At 63.6% G+C, this 20,309-nt stretch carries 17 protein-coding genes; 7 read left to right on the top strand and 10 right to left on the bottom strand.

Annotated elements, in window-relative coordinates:
• Positions 1 to 71: 71 nt before the first annotated feature.
• Positions 72 to 2,315, top strand: coding sequence for a VanW family protein (locus V3587_RS09820; protein ID WP_283376654.1), 2,244 nt, complete (start codon positions 72 to 74; stop codon positions 2,313 to 2,315).
• A gap of 4 nt (positions 2,316 to 2,319) precedes the next feature.
• On the opposite strand, the gene V3587_RS09815 is transcribed toward V3587_RS09820, so the two are convergent.
• The 3 genes from V3587_RS09815 to V3587_RS09805 all read right to left on the bottom strand — a co-directional run bounded on the left by V3587_RS09815 (position 2,320) and on the right by V3587_RS09805 (position 4,119).
• Positions 2,320 to 3,303, bottom strand: coding sequence for an LLM class F420-dependent oxidoreductase (locus V3587_RS09815; protein WP_235171409.1), 984 nt, complete (start codon positions 3,301 to 3,303; stop codon positions 2,320 to 2,322).
• Between the two features lie 85 nt (positions 3,304 to 3,388).
• Positions 3,389 to 3,877 carry a hypothetical protein gene (locus V3587_RS09810; protein ID WP_283376655.1) on the bottom strand — a complete coding sequence of 163 codons (489 nt, stop codon included), beginning with the start codon at positions 3,875 to 3,877 and terminating at the stop codon, positions 3,389 to 3,391.
• The gene (locus tag V3587_RS09805) at positions 3,874 to 4,119 is read right to left on the bottom strand and encodes a helix-turn-helix transcriptional regulator (protein WP_007734566.1); all 246 of its coding nucleotides are present in this window, start codon (positions 4,117 to 4,119) and stop codon (positions 3,874 to 3,876) included. Before V3587_RS09805 ends, V3587_RS09810 begins: the two co-directional genes overlap by 4 nt.
• A 65-nt stretch (positions 4,120 to 4,184) precedes the next feature.
• Between V3587_RS09805 and V3587_RS09800 the strand changes: the two genes are divergently transcribed.
• A complete protein-coding gene (locus V3587_RS09800; protein ID WP_283376656.1) occupies positions 4,185 to 4,763 on the top strand; it encodes a nucleotidyltransferase family protein in 579 nt (192 codons plus the stop codon).
• 2 nt (positions 4,764 to 4,765) lie between these two features.
• On the opposite strand, the gene V3587_RS09795 is transcribed toward V3587_RS09800, so the two are convergent.
• Both V3587_RS09795 and V3587_RS09790 read right to left on the bottom strand, forming a co-directional pair.
• Positions 4,766 to 6,778, bottom strand: coding sequence for a YhgE/Pip domain-containing protein (locus tag V3587_RS09795; RefSeq protein WP_058039138.1), 2,013 nt, complete (start codon positions 6,776 to 6,778; stop codon positions 4,766 to 4,768).
• A gap of 5 nt (positions 6,779 to 6,783) precedes the next feature.
• Entirely contained in the window at positions 6,784 to 7,506 is a 723-nt protein-coding gene (locus V3587_RS09790) for an ATP-binding cassette domain-containing protein (RefSeq protein WP_054826521.1), read from the bottom strand.
• Positions 7,507 to 7,685: 179 nt separating this feature from the next.
• Between V3587_RS09790 and V3587_RS09785 the strand changes: the two genes are divergently transcribed.
• Complete coding sequence (locus V3587_RS09785) at positions 7,686 to 8,318, top strand: hypothetical protein (RefSeq protein WP_223304492.1); 633 nt, start codon at positions 7,686 to 7,688, stop codon at positions 8,316 to 8,318.
• An 86-nt stretch (positions 8,319 to 8,404) separates the two neighbouring features.
• Here V3587_RS09785 and V3587_RS09780 read toward each other — a convergent pair whose 3' ends face one another.
• The 4 genes from V3587_RS09780 to V3587_RS09765 all read right to left on the bottom strand — a co-directional run bounded on the left by V3587_RS09780 (position 8,405) and on the right by V3587_RS09765 (position 14,249).
• Positions 8,405 to 10,240, bottom strand: coding sequence for an acyl-CoA dehydrogenase (locus V3587_RS09780; protein ID WP_007734578.1), 1,836 nt, complete (start codon positions 10,238 to 10,240; stop codon positions 8,405 to 8,407).
• 89 nt (positions 10,241 to 10,329) lie between these two features.
• Positions 10,330 to 10,962 (bottom strand): class I SAM-dependent methyltransferase, encoded by a 633-nt coding sequence (locus V3587_RS09775; protein ID WP_283376657.1) that lies wholly within the window; start codon positions 10,960 to 10,962, stop codon positions 10,330 to 10,332.
• Between the two features lie 21 nt (positions 10,963 to 10,983).
• Positions 10,984 to 13,467, bottom strand: a complete 2,484-nt coding sequence (locus tag V3587_RS09770) for an FtsX-like permease family protein (protein ID WP_283376658.1) — start codon at positions 13,465 to 13,467, stop codon at positions 10,984 to 10,986.
• Positions 13,467 to 14,249, bottom strand: a complete 783-nt coding sequence (locus V3587_RS09765; RefSeq protein ID WP_050794083.1) for an ABC transporter ATP-binding protein — start codon at positions 14,247 to 14,249, stop codon at positions 13,467 to 13,469. Before V3587_RS09765 ends, V3587_RS09770 begins: the two co-directional genes overlap by 1 nt.
• 109 nt (positions 14,250 to 14,358) lie before the next feature.
• Here V3587_RS09765 and V3587_RS09760 point away from each other — a divergent pair, with 109 nt between their 5' ends.
• From V3587_RS09760 to murJ, 4 genes are all read left to right on the top strand, one after another.
• Positions 14,359 to 15,597 (top strand): sensor histidine kinase, encoded by a 1,239-nt coding sequence (locus V3587_RS09760; protein WP_283376659.1) that lies wholly within the window; start codon positions 14,359 to 14,361, stop codon positions 15,595 to 15,597.
• Positions 15,585 to 16,226 carry a response regulator transcription factor gene (locus V3587_RS09755; protein WP_050655523.1) on the top strand — a complete coding sequence of 214 codons (642 nt, stop codon included), beginning with the start codon at positions 15,585 to 15,587 and terminating at the stop codon, positions 16,224 to 16,226. The genes V3587_RS09760 and V3587_RS09755 overlap by 13 nt, the downstream gene beginning before the upstream one ends.
• 161 nt (positions 16,227 to 16,387) lie before the next feature.
• Entirely contained in the window at positions 16,388 to 17,416 is a 1,029-nt protein-coding gene (locus V3587_RS09750; protein WP_003945837.1) for a beta-ketoacyl-ACP synthase III, read from the top strand.
• 114 nt (positions 17,417 to 17,530) lie between these two features.
• Positions 17,531 to 19,147, top strand: coding sequence for a murein biosynthesis integral membrane protein MurJ (gene murJ, locus V3587_RS09745; protein ID WP_283376660.1), 1,617 nt, complete (start codon positions 17,531 to 17,533; stop codon positions 19,145 to 19,147).
• Here the strand turns inward: murJ and V3587_RS09740 are convergent.
• Positions 19,133 to 20,287: an alkaline phosphatase family protein gene (locus V3587_RS09740; RefSeq protein WP_283376661.1), complete on the bottom strand. Its 1,155-nt coding sequence runs from the start codon at positions 20,285 to 20,287 to the stop codon at positions 19,133 to 19,135. The genes murJ and V3587_RS09740 overlap by 15 nt on opposite strands.
• Between the last annotated feature and the right edge of the window lie 22 nt (positions 20,288 to 20,309).

Here is a 20,309-nt window from a genome sequence, read left to right as displayed (position 1 = left end):
ATGTCCGGATATCCTGTATTGAGTTGTCGGTGAGCGCCGCAGCGACGGTTGATGCAGCGAGGAGCCAACAGGTGAGTGACGAAGAGGGTCCGTCCGTCGAGAAGACGAACAGCGAGGACTCGTCCCTCCCGGAACAGGAACTCGAGTCGGTCGAGGAACCTCAGGCGGTCGAAGAGACCGAGTCGGTCGAGGAACCCCAGACCCCTGAGGACACCGAAGCGGTTGTCGAGGCCGAATCACTCGAATCTCCCCGGCCTGTCGACGCAGACGTAGTCGATTCCGCAGAGGCGGCAGACGCAGCAGTAGCGGACGAAGACGAAGACGAAGCGGTAGACGAGCTGACAGACGACGAATCGGCAAACGAGGTCACCACCGTCATCCCGGTCGTCCCAGCGGACGACGCCCCGCCGACGGAAGTAGTCGACGAGGTTCCGGCGACAGAAGCCATCGATGAGCAGACAGAGCAGTTCGAGCCTCCGGCGGTGGTGGTTCCCCCGAAGCCGCCGCGCCCCGAGTTCGTGCAGCAGTACGACACCCAGAAGTTCGAACCCATCCAGCAGCAGTACGAGCCCGTTGTCCGCGAACCAGCGGTAGTTGCACCACCAGTGCCACAACAACAACCGGAAGCGCCTGCTTCGACGTCTTCCCGCAAGTGGGTCAAACCGGCGATAGCAGTCGGCGCCATCTTTGCCGTCGCAGCGATTGCCTACGGAGTGGACATCTTCACCTCGTCCGGGAAGACACCACGCGGCACCCAGGTCGCCGGGGTGGACATCGGTGATCTCACGCCCGCCGACGCGGAGGCCACGCTGCGCGCCCAACTCGGCCCGAGGCTCGTCGAACCGGTAGCGGTACATGCCGGCGGCGTCGACTCCGAGATCGTTCCCGCATCTGCGGGTGTGGACGTCGACTGGTCGGCGACGCTTTCCGGAGTGAACGCTCAGCCCATCAACCCGATCACCCGCATCACGTCGTTCTTCGGCTCCCGCGAGGTGCCCGTGGTGTCGACTGTCGACCAGCAAGCGTTGGACACCTCCATGGCGCAGCTTGCGGCGAACAGTGATCGTGCGCCCGTCGAAGGCGCAGTTGTATTCGAGAACGGGAAGGCGACGGGTGTTTCACCTGCCGCCGGCCAGGCCCTCGAAACGCAGAAGGCGGGTTCGACCTTCGCCGCCGAATGGTCCGATGGTGGCGTCGTCGATCTTCCGGTCGACGAGGTGCCGGTGACGGTCACTCAGGCTGGTGTCGATCGCGCACTGCAAGAGGTCGCCATTCCGGCTGTCTCGGGTGACGTCGTGGTCAACGGCCGTGACGGCAAGGTCGCGACACTCGGCGTCGATCAGATCGGTGAGGTTCTGACCTTCACACCGGACGGCTCGGGTGGGCTGACTCCGCAGTACAACACGGATGCGGCGATCAAGATTCTGACTCCGCAGTTGGTGTCGACGGAAGTGCAACCCAAGGACGCGTCGTTCACCTTCGCCGGTGGCAAGCCGTCGGTTGTGCCGGGTGTTGTCGGTGATCTGATCAACTGGCCGGACACGGTCAAGGAACTTCCGGTTCTGTTGGGCAGCACGGCTTCTCGGGCAACACCCGCCGTGTACGGTCCGGTCCCGCCGGCGTTGACCACCGAAGCCGCGGAGGCCCTCGGCATCAACGAGGTGATCGGCGAATTCACCACCGGTGGTTTCGAATACGCGTCTGGTGTGAATATCGGCCTGGCCGCGTCGGAGATCGACGGGGCCGTGATCAAGCCCGGGGACACGTTCTCGCTCAACGAGTACACGGGCCCGCGCGGTGCGGCTCAGGGATACGTCGAGTCCGGAATCATCAACAACGGTCGCCCGGACAAAGCTGTCGGCGGTGGAATCAGCCAGCTCGCGACGACGCTCTACAACGCGACGTACTTCGCCGGCATGGACGACGTCGCGCACACCGAGCACAGCTACTACATCTCGCGGTACCCCGAGGCGCGTGAGGCGACCATCTTCGACGGTGCGATCGACCTGCAGTTCCGTAATCCGGCGAAGACCGGCGTGATGATCGAGACGATTGCGACCTCGTCGAACATCACCGTTCGGATCTGGGGAACCAAAACCGTCGATGTCACGTCGACGACAGGCCCGCGTACGTCGCCGACGTCGCCGAACACCGTGACGTTGCCGGAGGGGCCTGGCTGTGTTGCTTCGAGCGGTGCGCCCGGGTTCACGGTCAGCGACACTCGCGTGATCACCGACCACGCGAGTGGCGCCGAGATTTCCTCGAACACCCGGACCGTCAAGTACGACCCGGTGCCGATCGTGAAGTGCGAGTAGGGGACTACTTCCCGACGAGTGGACCGAGGGTGCGGCCCGCGAGGTCGACGATGCCCGGCTCTTCGCCGTTGGTGATCAGGTTGATCACGACGCCGTCGATGCCGTGGTCGAGGATGCGCGTCTGGACCTGCTCGGCTACGTCGTCCGGGCTGCCGACGAAGTGACGTTCGGTGGCCTTGGCGACCACGTCTTCCGGCGCCGTGGTGATGTCGAGACCACGCTCCGCGAGAAACGTTCGCTGATGCGCGCGAGCCTTGTCGCCGTCCTCGTCGATCATCATGAACGTCAGGAAGCTGGTTTCGAGGGTTGCGGGATCACGATCGGCTTCGTCGCATCGCGCCGCAAGTGCTTCCATCTTGCGGGGCAGTTCCGACGGGTCGCAGATGATGTTGAGGTGATCCGCGAAGCGAGCGGCGAGGCCGAACGTCTTCTTCTCACCGCCACCGCCGAGTAGGATCGGCAGGTCGTCGCGGACGCGAGGCTCGTTGATGGCGTCCTTGACGTGATACCACTTGCCGTCGAAAGTGGGGCGCTCACCGCGGAGCATCGGGGCGATGATCTGCAGTGCTTCGTCGAGTTTCTGGAAGCGCTCGGTGAACGTTCCGAACTCGTACCCGAACGAATTGTGTTCGAGTTCGAACCAACCGGCGCCGATACCCAGGATGGCCCGACCGCCGCTCACCACGTCGAGGGTGGTGACGGTCTTGGCGAGCATGGGCGGATTGCGGTAGGTGTTTCCCGTGACCAGTGCAGACAGCTGGATGGTCTCGGTGGCCGTCGCCAGCGCGGAGAGCGCGGAGTAGGCCTCGAGCATCGGGGCGTCCGGCGCTCCGATTCCGGGGAGTTGGTAGAAGTGATCCATCACGAATGCAGTGTCGAAGCCTGCGGCTTCGGCTTCGCGGGCCTGCGCTATGACGGTGGGGAAGAGGTCCTTGACCGGACCGCCGTAGCTGAAGTTGGGCATCTGGTATCCGAGGCGAGTGCTCACCGTTTCGACGTTACTCGCGATCGGTTGACCTGGCACGATTTTACCAACTCTATGGATTCCGTTGTGCTGGGCAGACTTCCGGAATTCAGAGAAGTTCTTCGGCCGCTTCGCGTCGCTTGGCGCGCTGCTGGTGAAGCTTTACGCCTAGGGCGGCTGCCGTGGCGCCGAGGAGTGCACCGACCCCAGCGCCGGCCCAAGTCGCGATTCCGTCGCCCGGTTGAGTTACGAGTTGGGCGACGACGCCGATCAATGCGATCAGATAGACGGACCCAGCCACGAGAGATCGGGGTTGGAGACCCTTCATGCTTGCGTAGACGTCGACGTCATGGGCCTGCGCGTAGCGGAGCACCACCATCGAACAGACAAACCATCCGATGACCAGACCCAATGAAATCCATGCGCCGGTGCGTCCGGCAACCCACGGCAGAAGTGCCGCTGCGATCAACGTGATCCAGTAGGCGAATTGGAACCCCACCGCCGAGGCTTCGTTCCAGACGTCGCGCTGACGCTCGTCCTTGTAGAAGTCGTCGTCCAGATCGCCGACGAACCGCATTGCCTTCATCATGGTGCTCATGCCGTCTCCTCTGGAATTTCTGTGGTGAGTTCCGATTCGGGTAGGGGAAAGAGCGCTTCGACGGTGGTCCCCAGTGCCAGTGCCAGGCGTAGTGCCAGGTAGACACTCGGTGCATAGTCGCCGCGTTCGACGGAGACGATGCTCTGTCTGCTCACCTGACCTGCCGTGGCCAGTTGCGCCTGGGTGAGGCCGGCGAGGCGTCGGTGCTCCCGCACGTTGTTGTCGCCGGCCTTTCCAGTCATGCAAAAAGTAAAGAATACTTGTCACTAGATGTCAAGTTTGCTTGTCATATGAGAGGCTGAAGAGCATGCGTGAACGATTTCTCGAGATCGCCCTGGCCAATCCGGTGGTCGCAACGATCGTGGATCGGGCACCGAAGCTGGGATTGCCGGAGTGGTACCTGACGGCGGGTGGGCTCTTCCAAACCGTCTGGAATCACATCGACGGCCGTGACCTCGGCGCCGGAATCAAGGACTACGACCTCTTCTATTTCGACGCCGGCGATCTGAGCTACGACGCGGAGGACCGTGTGATTCGTTCGGCGGCAGAACTGTTCGCCGATGTGGATCCCGAGGTCGAAGTACGCAACGAAGCCCGCGTGCACCTGTGGTACGAGCAGCATTTCGGGATTCCCGGCGTTCCGTTCACCAGTTGCCGTGACGCTATCGACCACTTCGCTTCCACAACTTGCTGTTTCGGGATCACCAAGTCTGCGGACGGCACTGTGGACGTGTATGCCCCGCATGGCTACGACGATCTTTTCGACATGATCGTCCGCCCCAACCCAGTGCTGGCACCGAGAGGGGTTTACGAGGCCAAGGCAGCACGGTGGCGCAGGGAATGGCCTGCGCTGACCGTGGAGCCTTGGCCGGAGAGCTCGACCTAGACCTAGACCTCGATCGGCGGATGCAATCTGTCCATGGTCCACTGCCGATTTCGGCGTGCAGCAAGTGAACTGGCCCCGAGTGAGGCGACGAGAAGGCCGCCGAGGACGGCGATCGAGACCCACAGCCTCGAGTCGATGCCGCCGACGGTGAGTTGTCGAAGCCCGTTCACCGCGTAGGTCATGGGGTCGAACGGGTGGATGATCTGGAACGGTTTCGCGGTGGTTTCCACGGGATAGATGCCGCCGGCCGAAACCAGTTGCAGCATCAGGAACGCCAGGGTGATCACGCGTCCGACGGAGACTCCGAAGATGGCGTTGAACGCCTGGATCAACGCCATATACGTGGCAGTGATGAGCATCAGGAATCCGACGGTGCCGAGGGCGTGCGTGGGGTGCAGGCCAACGGCGAAGTGCACGACCAGGTACATCACGATCACCTGGCAGATGCCGATGAGCAAGGCCGGCCAGTACGAGGCGAGGACCACTCGCAGCGCGCCGAGTCCGTTTGCGATAGGCCGGTTCTGGAGCGGCTTGAGCAGCATCCAGGTGATGATGCCGCCCACGAACAGTGCGAGGGGCAGGAAGAACGGAGCAAAACCGGTACCGAAGGTGCTTGCCCGGTTCTCGTAGGTCTCCTGCAGCTCGACCGGACTGGAGAGGGTTTGAGCGGTTGCTGTTCGCTGCTGATCGGTCCAACTGGGAACCTGGCCGGCGCCCTCGGTGAGTTTGGTTGCGAGTTCGGCAGACCCGGCACGGAGTTGCTCGGTTCCGTCGGCGAGTTTGGCTGCACCGTCGGAGAGTTGGACGCTGCCGTCGGTGAGTTGAACCAGTCCACTGCTGAGGGTTTGAGCGCCGTCGTTGACTTGCTGACCGCCGTCACGCAGCTGTACCAGGCCGTTGCGGAGTTCACCGCCGCCGTTGGCCGCGGCGCTGAGCCCGGCGCGGAAGGTGCTCGAGGGATCGTCGAGTTGGTAAGCGAGTTGTTGTGCGCCGCTCTTGAGTTCGCCCAGTTGACCCATGGTCGCTTCGCCGAAGCCCTGAGTGCGCAGCATGTCCTGGGCAGGCGCGAGGGCGTTGGCGATCTGTTGGCTGACGGGATCCGGGTTCAGTCGAAGGCTGGCCACTGCCTGACCGACCAGCTGTGCGACGTCTGCTTGTGTGTTCCCGAGGACGCTCAGCTGGTCGACGACCTGGGTGACGCCACCACTGAGTTGGCTTGCGCCGTCGCCCAGTTGGACGGCCCCGAGATCGAGCTGCCCCAAACCGTCGGTCAGTGCGAGGACACCGTCCGTGGCGGTATTGATACCGGTCGAGAGTTGCGCTGTACCGCCGGCAAGAGTGGCTGCGCCGTCACGTGCGGTAACCATGTTGTCGGCCAGCGTTTTCGAGCCCGACGCCAATTCGCCGGCTCCGGCGTTGGCAGTGTTCACTCCGGCCGAGAGCTGGAGTGCTCCGTCGGCGGCCTGCTTCAAACCTGCACCCGCGTCGGTCAATCCGACCAGGACCGTCTCGACGGACTGCGCGCCGATCTTGTCGCTGACTTGACTGAGGACCTGCTGGGCGGCGTTTTGGCCGATGATGGTGCCGAGGTAGTTGTTGACGTCGTTGAAGGTGAACTGCAACTGAGCTTTGTGGGGGTCCTTGGTCGTCGGGGAGGCCACGGCCTCGCTGAAATTCTCAGGCAAGGTGAGAGAGAAGTAGTACGTGCCGTCCGAGACTCCCTGAGCGGCTTCCTGCTGTGAGACCAGGTGGAGATCGAGCTCACCGGAATCGAGCAGCGCTTGACTTACCTCGTCGCCCGCGTTGAGTTCCTGACCCTGCACCATCGCACCGCGGTCTGTGTTGACCAGCGCGACGGGGACCTTGTTGACCTCACCGAACGGATTCCAGAAGGCCCACAGGTACATCGCGCCGTACAGCAGTGGCATCAAGATGATGGTGACGAGTGCGATCCTGGGCATCGCGCCGCGGGAGAACCGCTTGAGTTCGGTTCCGAGAGACATTCCAGCGAGCATCGCGGTTACCTCGCCCCTTCTTGGTCGGGATTGGTGACTTCTTGGAGCAGGGTGACGGCATCGATGGGTGATCCGTCGGGCAGCGGGTTGACGGTCGACGCGATGATGGTCTGGTAGCTCCCCATCTCGACCAGTCGCTCGACGAGATAAGCGCGCTCGGAGTCACGCCGCACCTGTTCGAGATCGTCGACGACCAGCAAGGCCGGCTTCTTCGTGTTCGCGACGGCGATACGCAGCAGGGTCGCCTCGAGTTCCCCGAGATCGCTGACGTATCGGCCGAGCGCAGGCAACGGATGATCGCCGAAGACGGGAGCGCACACCGCTTCGAGTTCGCGGTCTCCGGCGCGTCCGACGAGTTTGTACCAGGGAGCATCCCAGCGAATTTGTTCGGTGATCAGATCGCGGACGGTGACGGACTCGGCAAGCTCGTCGATGTCCTCGAACCCGGCGATCCCGGCGATCTCGAAGATCTCTCGGGGACGCGTTCGACCGAAGACGGACAGTGATCCGGAACTGGCTTTCATTCGCCCGCTGAGTGTCAGAAGTAAGGACGTACGTCCTGAACCGGCCGAGCCTTCGAGGATGGTCACACCGCCCGCACGAATCTCGAGATTGACGGGTCCGAACACCGGCCCCCATGGGCCGTCGAGCGCCAAGTCCGTGGCGGTCAATGCCAGGTCAGGGGCGTAATCGGGTTGTGCGTGCTCTGGTGCGACCACGATGATCACCTGTCTGTTGATCTACTCGGCCTTCGAAGGAACCGAGTGCTGGTTCAGTGGACGTTCGTGCTCACCCAATCACATCGGTAGCGGGCGAGCCGTCCCATGAATGGGATGTGTCGGACACGTCCGGCAACTTGGAGACCGAACGGTATGTATTCTGTTGGAAACGGAACGGGGGAGTCGAGGTGCCGGTTCGTAGACGCGGGATGTGCGCGGTGCTGGTCATGGCCACCCTGTCGGTTGTCTCCTGTGCCGGTGAGCGCGAGTCGCCCCCGTTCGTGTCGAGCGAAAGGCTTTTCGAGTTCACCGGTCGCAATGTCGGACCCTTGACGGTGCCGCCCTTGCCCTCCGATCGGCACGAGTCCGAAGCAGCGCCATACGGAGCCATCACCCTGTCCGGTGGGTGGAGCGGCGCAGCCAATGTCTCGCTGCCTGGATCCGTCACGTGTTTCGAGCACAACTGGGCGGATTCGCTTCCCGCCGGTCACCGTCAGTGGGCCTACGAGGTGCACACGAGTTCCTTCTACGAGTACGACGGCGGCGGCGAATATCCGGGACGTGATTTCCAGTTGCAGGTCTACGTGAACGAGAAACCCGAACCAGGTCAGCACGGGTCCGCGATCATGAAGTTCTCGGATCAGAGCGGACAGTTCGTGTCCTTCGGCGGTGGCGACGACAAGTCCGTCGAAATAGTCAGTTCTCCGGACCGCAGGCGCGTGGCGCTTTCCCTGGCGGGTACGGCGGCACGACCGGGCGAGCAACCGACGACGTCGGTACTGTCCGCGCAGATCAGTTGCCCGACCATCGAGCGCAGATGACACCGGTCACCACCGAGTGCCGACAACCGAAAATGCCGGCCCCGAAACGTTCTCGGGACCGGCACTTTTCATGAATCAGGAACGAATCAGAATGCTGCTTCGTCGATCTCCATGATGTCGTTCTCGGTGTTCGCGATGATCTCGCGTGAAGCGGTGAGCTCGGGCAGGACGTTCTTGGCGAAGAAGGACGCGATGGCGACCTTGCCCTCGTAGAAGCCCTTGTCCTTGTCGGAAGCGCCGTTGTCGAGTGCTGCGAGAGCAATCTCGGACTGGCGGAGCAGCTGCCAGCCGATGAGCAGGTCGCCGACGGACATCAGGAAGCGGACGGAGCCGAGGCCGACCTTGTACAGCTCGGTGGGCTGCTCCTGAGCTCCCATGAGGAAGCCGGTGAGCGTGGCAGCCATGGCCTGGACATCTTCGAGTGCGGTGGCGAGCAGTGCGCGCTCCGCCTTCAGACGACCGTTGCCGGCTTCGCTGTCGATGAAGGTCTTGATCTGTCCCGCAACGTGAGCGAGCGCGACGCCGCGGTCACGAGCGATCTTGCGGAAGAAGAAGTCCTGAGCCTGGATGGCCGTCGTGCCTTCGTACAGCGAGTCGATCTTGGAGTCGCGGATGTACTGCTCGATCGGGTAGTCCTGGAGGAAGCCGGAGCCACCGAGGGTCTGCAGGCTGTCCGTCAGGTACTGGTACGCACGCTCGGAGCCGACGCCCTTGACGATCGGGAGCAGCAGGTCGTTGACGCGGAACGCGGTGTCCTTGTCTGCGCCCGAGACGAGCTGGGCGACAACCTCGTCCTGGTGTGCTGCGGTGTAGAGGTACACCGCGCGCAGGCCCTCGGCGTACGCCTTCTGCATTGCCAGGCTACGACGCACGTCGGGGTGGTGCGTGATGGTCACGCGCGGTGCTGCCTTGTTGGTCATCTGGGTCAGGTCTGCGCCCTGAACACGCTGCTTGGCGTAATCGAGAGCGTTGAGGTAACCGGTCGAGAGGGTGGCGATTGCCTTGGTGCCGACCATCATTCGAGCGTGCTCGATGACGTCGAACATCTGGGCGATGCCGTTGTGGACCTCGCCGACCAGCCAGCCCTGTGCGGGGATGCCGTGGCCGCCGAAGGTGACCTCACACGTGGCGGAGACCTTCAGGCCCATCTTGTGTTCGACGTTGGTGACGAAGACGCCGTTACGCTCGCCGAACTCTTCGGTCTCGAAGTTGAAGTGCGTCTTCGGGACGAAGAACAGGCTCAGGCCCTTGGTGCCGGGTCCGGCGCCTTCGGGGCGAGCGAGAACGAGGTGGAAGATGTTCTCGAATAGGTCGTCCGAGTCTGCCGAGGTGATGAAGCGCTTGACGCCCTCGATGTGCCAGGAGCCGTCGTCCTGCTTGATTGCCTTGGTGCGTCCGGCACCGACGTCGGAGCCGGCGTCGGGCTCGGTGAGGACCATGGTGGCGCCCCATCCGCGTTCGACGATGGTGGCTGCCCACTTCTTCTGCTCTTCGGTGCCGTTGTTGAACAGCACGTCCGCGAAGGCGGGTCCGGCCTGGTACATGTGTGCTGCAGGCTGTGCGCCCAGGATCAGCTCACCGATGGCCCACACGACGGAGCGGGGGACCGGCACGCCGCCGACCTCTTCGCTCAGTCCCATGCGGTACCACTCGGCATCCCACAGAGCCTTGAACGACTTCTTGAAGGATTCCGGAAGTGCAACGGTGTGCGTCTCGGGATCGAAGACAGGGGGGTTGCGGTCCGCATCGGCGAAAGATTCGCCAAGCGGTCCCTCGGCCAGGCGTGCGACCTCTGCCAGCATGTTGCGGACAGTGTCGGCATCCAGGTCGCCCCAAGCGCCTTCGCTCAGTGGCTTCTCCAGTCCGAGAACCTCGAAGAGGTTGAACTCCAGGTCCCGAACGTTGCTCTTGTAATGGCCCATGTCTTCTGCTTCTCCCAGTGAGGTGGTGCGGTCCAGCACTCCTAGTACCGCCCGAAGTTTATTACTCGTCGGTAACTTAATACATGTTACTAGCCGTTCTTTGCATTGCCAACACCGGATTTGCGTCCGATGACAAGCGCGTCGACCGCGATTCCCGTTTCGGTGTGTCTGTGCGGATTTCCGGCGATCTCGAACTCGAGCCTTCCTTGGAACTCCCGCATCAATTCTTCTGGTGTGTAAAGGATTTCGGGATCTTTCGGTCCGCCGACGCCGTAGTCGATGTTGCTTCGGTCGTGACCCAAAATCATGAGGATTCCGTCAGGTTTCAGAGAATTTATGGCACGGTTCACAACCAGGGTGCGTTGTGGTGCGGGCAGATGAAGGTAAAGAAGCAGGGCCAAGTCGTATCCCTGCCCGTTCCTGGAGGCGTACTCCGCGACGGTGACGTCGCCGCACCGGTAGTCGAGCCGGTCGAGAACCGATCGGGGCGAGCGGGCCGCGATCGTGCGGGCTTTCTCGATCGCGACGGCCGAGTAGTCGATCCCGGTGACCTCCCAACCGCGGGTCGCGAGCCACAACGCGTTACGGCCCTCCCCGCACGCCAGGTCCAGTGCCTGGCCGTGGGGGAGGGCCGTCGCGTATTCCACCAGCAGCTCGTTGGGTGGAGCGCCCCAGACGAGCTCGGTTTCTTCGTACTTCTTGTCCCAGGCGGCCGCATCCATAGATGACGACGGTAGTGCCACTCAGTTGTTACGGACGCCGTCCATCGGGTTCTTGCGCAGGGCGGCGCGCGTCGGGATCGCGATGGAGACGAATCCCAGAACAGCGGTCACGGCGACGATGGCACCGTAGATCGCCGGTGAAATCGCCGGGATCGGCTGCCCGGACACCGCTACGGCGATACCCATCAGAGGCGGCAGGGCGATCAGTGATCCGACCACGACGGCGATTCCCACCACCATCAACGACTCGATACGCATCATCGCTCGGACCTGCCTCGTCCGCGAGCCCACCAGTTGAAGGAGCGCGAACTCGCGGGAACGCTCCGCAGTGGCGGCGACCAAGGTATTCACGACGGCGACTGCCAGATAACCGAGCAGGACCAGGACGGCGAGGATGCTGACCCACGACTGCATGCGACGCTGATCTTCGCCTGCGGCCCCGAACTGGTCCTGGTTCAGCGCGGCGATCGAGGGGAACGAAAGCAACGACTGCTGGACTTCGGCCGACCGTCCGGGTTCGGCAGCAACCAGAACGGTGTCGATCAGAGCGTCGGTGGAGTGCTGACGCAAAGTCTCGATCGGCATGGTCACGTCCCCGAATCCGAGGCCGCGACCATATTTCGCTACGACCATCGGATGTACCAGTGTTCCGTCTCCCAGATAGAGGTCGACGCGCTGGCCGACCTCGGCTCCGAGTGTGAAGGCCCCGTCTTCGCTGACGGCAACGGTATCGCCGGTCAGAGCGCTGAGGTCGCCCTCGGTCACCGCGAGATCGAGGGTTGCGTCGGCGCCGGCGGCGTCGATGCCCTGGGCCGCGATCGCGCTGTCGGCTGAGCCGCCTTTCTCACCGCTGGGTACCGGCAGGACTTGACTGCGGACTACCGGGTTTGCCGCACTCACTCCGGGCACCGATGCGATCGAGTCGAGGAGCGATGGAGCGATACCGGCCGGCGCGCCGACGATCAGGTCGGCGGTGACGCCCTTGATCGACTGGTTGGTCGCCTCGGCGGCGACGGTGCTCTGGCTGAAGAACTGCACCGAGCCCAGGGCGATGGCGAGAGCCAACGGAACAACCGCCGACGAGAGCCGCCTCGAATTGGATTCGGCGTTGGCGGCAGCGAGAACTTTGGACGCCGACCCACTACGGCGCAGTGGACTGCCGATCACCTTGATGATGCCGCGCACCAACAACGGGCCGAGCAGCGCGACCGAGAAGATCAACAACAGTGCGCTCGAACCGGCTCCAGCGGCTGCCACGCTGCCGGGCAGGAAAGCGGGGAGGATGCACGCGCCGAGACCGGCGGCACCGAAGACCAGCCCGGTGACGATGCGTCCGCGGCTCAGTTTCGCCGGGCCGCTTTCGGATTCGCGAAGCGCTTCGACGGGGTCGAGCTTTGCCGGTCGTCGTGCCGCGATCGCCGCTGCCGCGCGGGCAGTGAGTACGCAGATCAGGAAAGCCGCGATCGCCGGAAGCGGGCTGTACGCCAGCGCGAAATCGGTGGGCATGACCCCTGCATCGGCAAACTGTGCACCCAGGAATCGGGCGAGTAGGAATCCGGGCACCGCGCCGATCGCAGCCGCAGCCGCCGCGACGAGCAACACTTCACGCCCGATCATGACGTGGACTTGTCGCGTGGTGGCCCCGATTGCCCGCAACAGAGCGAACTCTCGGCGCCTGGCGTTGATCGAGAGCGACAGCGTGCTGGAAACGACGAACATGCTGACCATCAATGCAAGACCTGCAAACGTGGCACAGAGCACGATCAACTGAGTCCGCGCAGCTCCGGCGTCGAGGAACTCGATGCCTCCGCGTGCGGTGCCGGTCGAGACCTCCGCACCGGTTCCGGCGAGTGCGTCGTGGGCGAGAGCGGCAGCATCCACGCCTTCGGGAGTGATCAATCCGACTGCGGTGACAGAGTTCTGGTGCGGCCACAACCGTTCGGCCTCTGCGTCGTCGAGGAAGACGAGCGCCGGACGGTCGGGTGACGGCACCGAAGCCGAATCAGCTGTGCCGACGACGGTGTACTCGTCCGCTATCGCGCCGTGAGCCAGCGTGATTCGCTCGCCGAGCGCGGCGCCCGAGGTCGAGACCACCTCGTCTCGGCTTTGCGGAGCGCGACCATCGGTCAGCGAATACGGCGCCAATTGTGCTGTGTTCCAAGGATGTGCGTCGAGTACGACGCCCTCGGCGGTGCTGACGGGGACAGAGATGTCGGGAACCACCGTGACATCGAGGGCATCGAGTTTGCGGACCGTATCGCCGTCGAGGAGAACTCGCTCGGCAAAAGGCTGATCGGCGTCCTCCTTGACCTCGAGTGCCTGAGGCGCGCTGACCACGGCGTCGGCACCGGCGTAGAGATGTGGTGAGACTCCGCCTCGCACTCCTGATTCCAGCAGGACACCCAAACCGCACGTGAGGAGAGCCGCGCAGAATACGGAGACGAACACGGCGATGAATCCGGAGCGATGCGCTTTGAGATGCGCAAAAGTGTGCGCCTTCATCATCACCAGTCCCCGAGGTGTGTCATGCGCTCGGCAATCTGCTGCGGCGTCGGGCGGTCGATGTGCCCGACCAGTTTCCCGTCGGCGAGGAACAGCACACGATCGGCGTACGACGCGGCCACCGGGTCGTGCGTGACCATGACGATGGTCTGATCGAACTCGGCGGCTGTCCGGCGCAACAACTCCAGAACCTGCTTGGCGCTGCGGGAGTCGAGGGCGCCCGTCGGCTCGTCGGCAAAGAGTGCGTCGGGGTGGGTGACGAGGGCGCGCGCGATGGCGACGCGTTGCTGCTGACCACCGGACAGTTCGGAGGGTTTGCGCTTGCGGTGCGATCCGAGTCCGACGGATTCGAGGACGAAGGTCAGGTACTGCTTGTCGGCTCGTCGTCCGGCGAGCAGTAGCGGGAGCGTGACGTTCTGCTCGACGTCGAGAGCGCCGAGCAGGTTGTATGCCTGGAAGACGAAACCTATGTGATCGCGACGGAAGATGCTGCGGGCCTTCGGCTTCAGCTGTGAGATCTCGGTGTCACCCAGCCACACCGATCCGCTGCTCGGCCGGTCCAGGCCCGCCGCGCAGTGCAGGAAAGTGCTCTTGCCCGATCCGGACGGGCCCATCACGGCGGTGAAGGTGCTGCGCGGCAAGGTGAGGCTGATGTTGTCGAGGGCGGTCACGGCGCCGCGGCCGTTGCCGTAGACCTTGCTGACGCCTTCGAGTCGCACGGCGGATGTTCGGGCGGCCGGGGCACCAGGGGCCGGCGGGGCGAGGACCGAGTGTCGATTCTTCATGGGAAGAACGCTATGGAGATTCGGCATTCGTCGACATCCAGCAGGGTCCCGAATCAATGGTGTAGCCAGCTGTAGTGGATCGCGGCATCAGGTGCGGCATGCTGGGGCAGTGAAGAAGAGAACCAGGGCTGCGGTGTACGTGCTCGTCGAGGGTGTGGCAGCCGTGGTCTCCCTGTTCTTGCTGATGGTCGGTCTCATTCTGCTGTCGCTCTCGATTCTGATCGTCGGCTGGTTGCTGTTGCCGTCGTACGTGCGGGTACTCCGGTGGTGGGCGGGTCTGGCCCGCAAGAGAACGGCTGCGTACACCGGACGCCCTGTTCTGCAGCGATACCCACCGATGCCAAGCAATCCGACATTCGGGGACTGGCGCCGATTCCTCACCGATCAGTCGACGAGGCGCGACGCGGCCTGGTTGTCGATTCACGGTCTCGGGGCTTTCGTCGCGGCGATGCTGACCATTGCTCTGCCACTCGGTGCACTCAATGCGATTGCCGTCCCGCTGTACTGGCAGCAGATGCCCGCGGGCGAACCCGTCAACAATCCGTACCCCGTGACGTCGTGGCTGGGCGCTGCCGGAATGCCGTTGATCGGCATCCTGTACTTCCTGATCGCGTGGTGGTTGATCCCCGCGATGGCGAAGTGGATCAGCTGGTCGACCACGACTTTGCTTGCACCGGACACACGTTCGGACCTCTCGAAGCGCGTCACCGCCCTGACTGCCAGCCGCGCTGCGGCCCTCGACGCGCATTCGGCCGAACTCAAGCGGATCGAGCGCGATCTGCACGACGGCGCGCAGAACCGACTGGTCGCCGTGGTGATGATGCTGGGTATGGCCGAGCGCTCGTTGCAGATCAACCCGGACCAGGCTCTGCCACAACTGCATCGGGCCCAAGATGCGGCCACCGAGGCGTTGAGCGAACTGCGGACGTTGGTGCACGACATCTATCCGCCGATCCTCGACGAACTCGGCCTCGAGGGTGCGATCTCGGCGCTTGCTGGGCGCTCCACCGTGCCCTGCGTACTCGAGATCGAGGAGCTCCGCCGTGCCCCGGCCGCCGTCGAGGCTGCTGCGTACTTCGTCGTCGCCGAGGCTTTGACCAACGTCGCAAAGCACAGTGGAGCGCGCAGCGTCACCGTCACGGCAAGGACGGAGGCGTCCACCGACTCGTTGGGTGAGACGATGCTCATCGACGTGATCGACGACGGTCAGGGCGGCGCGAACGAACGGCCGGGCGGCGGCGTGGCGGGTATTCGACGCCGGGTCGAGGCTTTCGAAGGAACCGCAGTATTGGAGAGCCCGGAGGGTGGACCGACAACGATGAGGGTGGAACTACCGTGCGGATTCTGATTGCCGAGGACGACGCTCTCCTGCGAGAGGGGCTGGCACTGCTGCTCCGCGGAGAGGGCTTCGAGGTGTCTGCCGTCTCCGACGCCGAACAGTTCCTCACGGTGTTCGAGGAGACCGCTCCTGACGCCGCGGTGCTCGACGTCCGGATGCCTCCTACTTTCACCAACGAGGGACTTCGAGCGGCGATCGAGGTGCGCAAGCTTCGCCCGGGCTTTCCCGTCCTGGTCCTTTCCGCGTATGTCGAGGATCGCTACGCCGGTGAATTGTTGGCAGGCGGCGCCGGCGGGGTCGGTTACCTGCTCAAGGAACGGGTCGGCAAGGTGGCCGAGTTCGTCGACGCCTTGAACCGGGTCGTCGACGGCGGAACCGTGATGGATCCCGAGGTCGTATCCCAACTGATGAGCCGTCGACGTGCCGACGATCCGATCAGATCACTGACCCCACGCGAGTCCGAGGTTCTCGGATTGATGGCGGAGGGGCTGGGAAATCAGGAAATCGCCAGGAAACTGGTCGTCAGCGACACTGCTGTGAGCAAGCACATAGGAAATATCTTCGCAAAACTCGGCCTGTCGGCTTCCGAAAGCGGGCATCGTCGTGTTTTGGCAGTTCTAGCTCATTTGCGCGCCTGATCGTGGATCTGGACTACATACCTGACCGAAGCGTAATGTGAGCCAGCCTCATGTTGTTGCCGTGATCGAACGGTGACCTGAGAGGCAGGGGCTTATGTCCTGTACGTAACGTGTGATGTCGAACGCGCGTCATCACCAGAAACCAACGAGGAGATCGATCAATGGGTAAGCCGATTGCCAGTGTGGCCGGAGGTCGGCAGTCCGTCCTTCTCGGGCTCGGCGTTCACCGCCCGGAGCGAGTCGTGACCAACGACGAGATCTGCGAGCTGATCGATTCCACCGACGAGTGGATCCAGACGCGATCGGGTATCAAGTCGCGCCGGTTCTCCGGCGAGGGTGAAGGCATCCTCGCGATGTCGATCAGCGCGGCCCGTAAAGCACTGGACGTCAGCGGCATTGCACCCGAGCAGATCGGCGCCGTGATCATCGCGACGTCGACGTGGGACCTGCAGACTCCCCAAGCCGCATCCATCGTCGCCCACGAACTCGGTATCAAGGGCCCGGCGGCGTTCGACGTCGCGGCAGGCTGCGCCGGTTTCTGTACCGCCCTTGCGGTGGCCAGCGACCTCGTTCGCGGCGGAACGGTTGATCACGTACTCGTCGTCGGCGTCGAGTTGATGAGCGAGGCCACCGAGCCCACCGATCGCAGCGTTCGCTTCATCTTCGGTGACGGCGCAGGCGCAGTTGTCGTCGGCCCGAGCGATACCGTCGGAATCGGCCCGGTCGAGTGGGGTTCGGACGGCAGCCAGTCCGACGCCATCGTTCAGGAGCCCAGCTGGCTCGACTACACCAAGAACCCGACCGGACCTCGGCCGTGGATCAAGATGGCCGGTACCGCGGTGTTCCGCTGGGCTGCCTTCGAGATGGGCAAGGTCGCCACTCGCACCCTGGAGAAGTCGGGGCTCGGTATCGAGGACATCGACGCTTTTGTGCCGCACCAGGCAAACCAGCGCATCAACGAGGTAATCGCTCGCAGCATGAAGCTGCCCGAGGGCTTCCCCGTCTCCAACGACATCGCCGAGACGGGCAACACGTCCGCGGCCTCGATCCCGCTCGCCATGGAGCAGATGCTGCGCGACGGCCAGTGCAAGCCGGGCGACAAGGCACTGCTTCTCGCCTTCGGTGCAGGTCTGTCCTTCGCCGGTCAGGTTGTCGTCATGCCGCCGTTGGCTGGAGCGGAATCAGCCTGATCTTCTCTTGCGCCGAGCGCCTCGAACCCACGGTTCGGGGCGCTCGGTCGTTTCCAGGAGGCAGTCGTTTCCGGTCCGGCTCGTCGAACCTCTGCGATGTGGCACTCTGGCGAGATGGTCGAGAGTGTGGGGGAGTCCGAACGTACGGGTGAGACGGGCGGCAGCTTGGCGAAGATGGGCGGGCACGTGGCGCTCGCCAGCACGGTCAGCCGGATCACCGGTTTCGTCCGCACCCTTGCGCTTGCCGCAGTCCTCGGGATCGCCCTGGTCAGTGATGCGTACAACGCGGCCAACAGCTTTCCGAACATGGTCTATCAACTCCTTCTCGGCGGGATTCTCGCCAGTGTCCTGCTTCCGTATCTGACACGGCAGCGAAGCCGTGGGCGGACGCTCGAACGAGAGCAGACGCAGCGCGTTCTCACTGTGGGAGCGCTTGCTCTCGCGCTGGTGACGGTAGTGGCGGTGCTGTGCGCGCCGCCCCTGGTCTCGATCGTGATCGATGATCCGGCTCAACGAGAGTTGACGACGCTCTTCGCGTACTTGCTTCTGCCGGAGATCTTCTTCTACGGCGTCACGGCGATGATGACGGCTGTGCTCAGTGTTCGATCGGTGTTCGGCGCGCCGGCCTGGGCGCCGGTGATCAACAACGTCGTCCTTCTGGTGACGGTCGCGGTCTTCCTGTGCATTCCGGGGCCGGTGGCTCTGACTCCCGAGTCGATGACCACCGCGCAGGTTCTGGTGATCGGTATCGGCACTTTGCTCGGGATAGTGGCGCAAACCGCTGTCGTTGCTCGAGCGCTGCACCGCAACGGTTTTCGGTGGCGCCTTCGCGTGCGGGTCGTGCCGCACACGTGGCGCCCGGTGCGCGTCGGGGCGCCGTTGCTCGGTTGGGTACTGGTGTACGTCGTAGCCGGTCAGGTCGGTGTGTGGGTGACGATGAAGGTCACTCTCTCCCGTCACGTGTACTCGATGTACACGCATGCGGATCTGCTGTTTCAAGTGGCGTACGGCATCCTCGGAGTGTCGCTGTTGACGGTGCTGATGCCGCGAATCGCCAGGTCGGTCGCTGCGGGTGACGACGTCGGTGTCGTATCCGATCTCGGCCGGGGAGCCAGGTATTCGGTGGTGGCGTTGATTCCGGTCACGGTGGCTCTCATGGTGTTCGGCCCCTCGTTGACCACCCTGATCTTCTTCGGCCGGGTCGACGGCAGTAGCGCCCGGTTGATCGGGACGGCCGTGGCAGTCAGTGCATTCGGGTTGGTGCCCTTTGCGATGGTCATGCTTCAGCTACGAGTGTTCTACGCCGACAACAATACCCGCACTCCCGCGGTGATAGCCGTGGTGATGGTAGTTGGAAAGACGGCGCTCGTTCTTCTTGCGTCATTGTCGGCGAGTGACGAAACGCTGATCCTGGCCGTCTGTGCGGCCGGCTCGTTCTCCTACGTGTGCGGAGCGGTGCTCGGTCACGTCCTGCTTCGAAAGCGATACGGGCTGTTGGGATTCCGTCGGGTGCAGGCGACCGTCGGGAGAATTTCGACAGCGGCAGTTCTGGCAGGAGGTTGTGCGCTCGCTTTGGTGGTGGCGGTTCAGAACCGAATCCCCGAGCCCAGGCTTGCTGCTGCTATTTCATTGTCGGCGGGTGCGGTCGTAGGTGTCGTCGTCTTGTTGGGCGCATGCAAGGTCGTCGGCGTTCCCGAGATTCGCCGGGCGCGAGCCCTACTGCTGTCCTGAGGACAGGAGCGGTACCAGCAGTTCGTCCGGAGTCAGGGCGCCGTGCTGTCCACGGAGACCGGACAGTCCCGATTCGACCGATCGACGAACGACCGCCACGTCTCCGGAAGCAATGGCGATGACATCGCCGATCCGGCCGTGATACTCGGAATGTACTGCGGGCCCGAACAATCCCGCGACGATGCCCTCGGATCTGGTCCCGATCCACATGCGGTCACCCAGTTCGGCGCGCCAGCGGTCCGCAACATCTTGTGCAGCGCCTTCTCGGGTGTGGATGTGCCGGCACCGGGGCTCGCCGGCAAGGGCGAGTACGTCTTTGGACAGCATCGGGGTGTTGTCGAAGTCGATCTTGTTCTCGTCCAGCACGTCGACCATTCCGTGGTCTGCCGTCACCAGCAATCTCACGTCCGGACCGAGAGCGGCGGCGAGTTGTTCGACCAGTCGATCGACAAGCATCAGTTGGAAGATCCACGGCTCGGACTCGGGTCCGTAGACGTGGCCGAGTGCGTCGATCTCGCTGATGTAGCAGTACGTGAACGTTCGTTCGGCAGATTTCGACGCCGCCACGGTGCGAGCGAGGAGGTCTCCGTATGCCTGGATTCCGGCAAACTGGGCACCGCGCATCCCCGCCCGAGTGAGGCCGCTGCCGTCGAACTTGGACGGAACGACGGTGGTGACGGTGATTCCGGCGGCCGCGGCGCGATCGAAGGTCGTGGCCTGCGGCTGCAGGGTCTCCGGAACGATGGAGTCGGTCTGAGATTCCTTCTTGCCGGCGCTGTGCCAACCCAGCCAGTTGAACACCGAATCGGCTTCTTCGACGTAGGACTGGTAGCCGGTGATTCCGTGCGCTCCCGAGGGCAGCCCGGTCCCCAGCGAGACGATGCTGGTGGCCGTCGTCGTGGGGAAACCTGCCCGTATCGGCGTTCCGACGAGTGAGTTCAGGAATGGTGCGTGTTCGGCGTTGCGGGCGAGCAAGTTCGCGCCCATCCCGTCTACCAGCAGAATTACGGTCTTCTTGCTGGGATGCAGATCGAGACGGTTTGCTTCGCCGCTTACTCCGAGAGAAGCGAGTACCGACGGCGCAAGCGTCGACAGAGTCGGCTGGGAGTACACATCGAGGAGAGGTGCGTGGGCGGGCATCCCATGAGATTAGGCGTTGGAC

The sequence above is a fragment of the Rhodococcus sp. IEGM 1306 genome, from assembly GCF_036541985.1.
In the GTDB taxonomy this organism is placed as follows: Bacteria; Actinomycetota; Actinomycetes; order Mycobacteriales; family Mycobacteriaceae; genus Rhodococcus_F; species Rhodococcus_F qingshengii.
The sequence above is the reverse complement of the archived record's forward strand: the minus strand, read 5'-3'. Positions and strand labels throughout refer to the sequence as shown.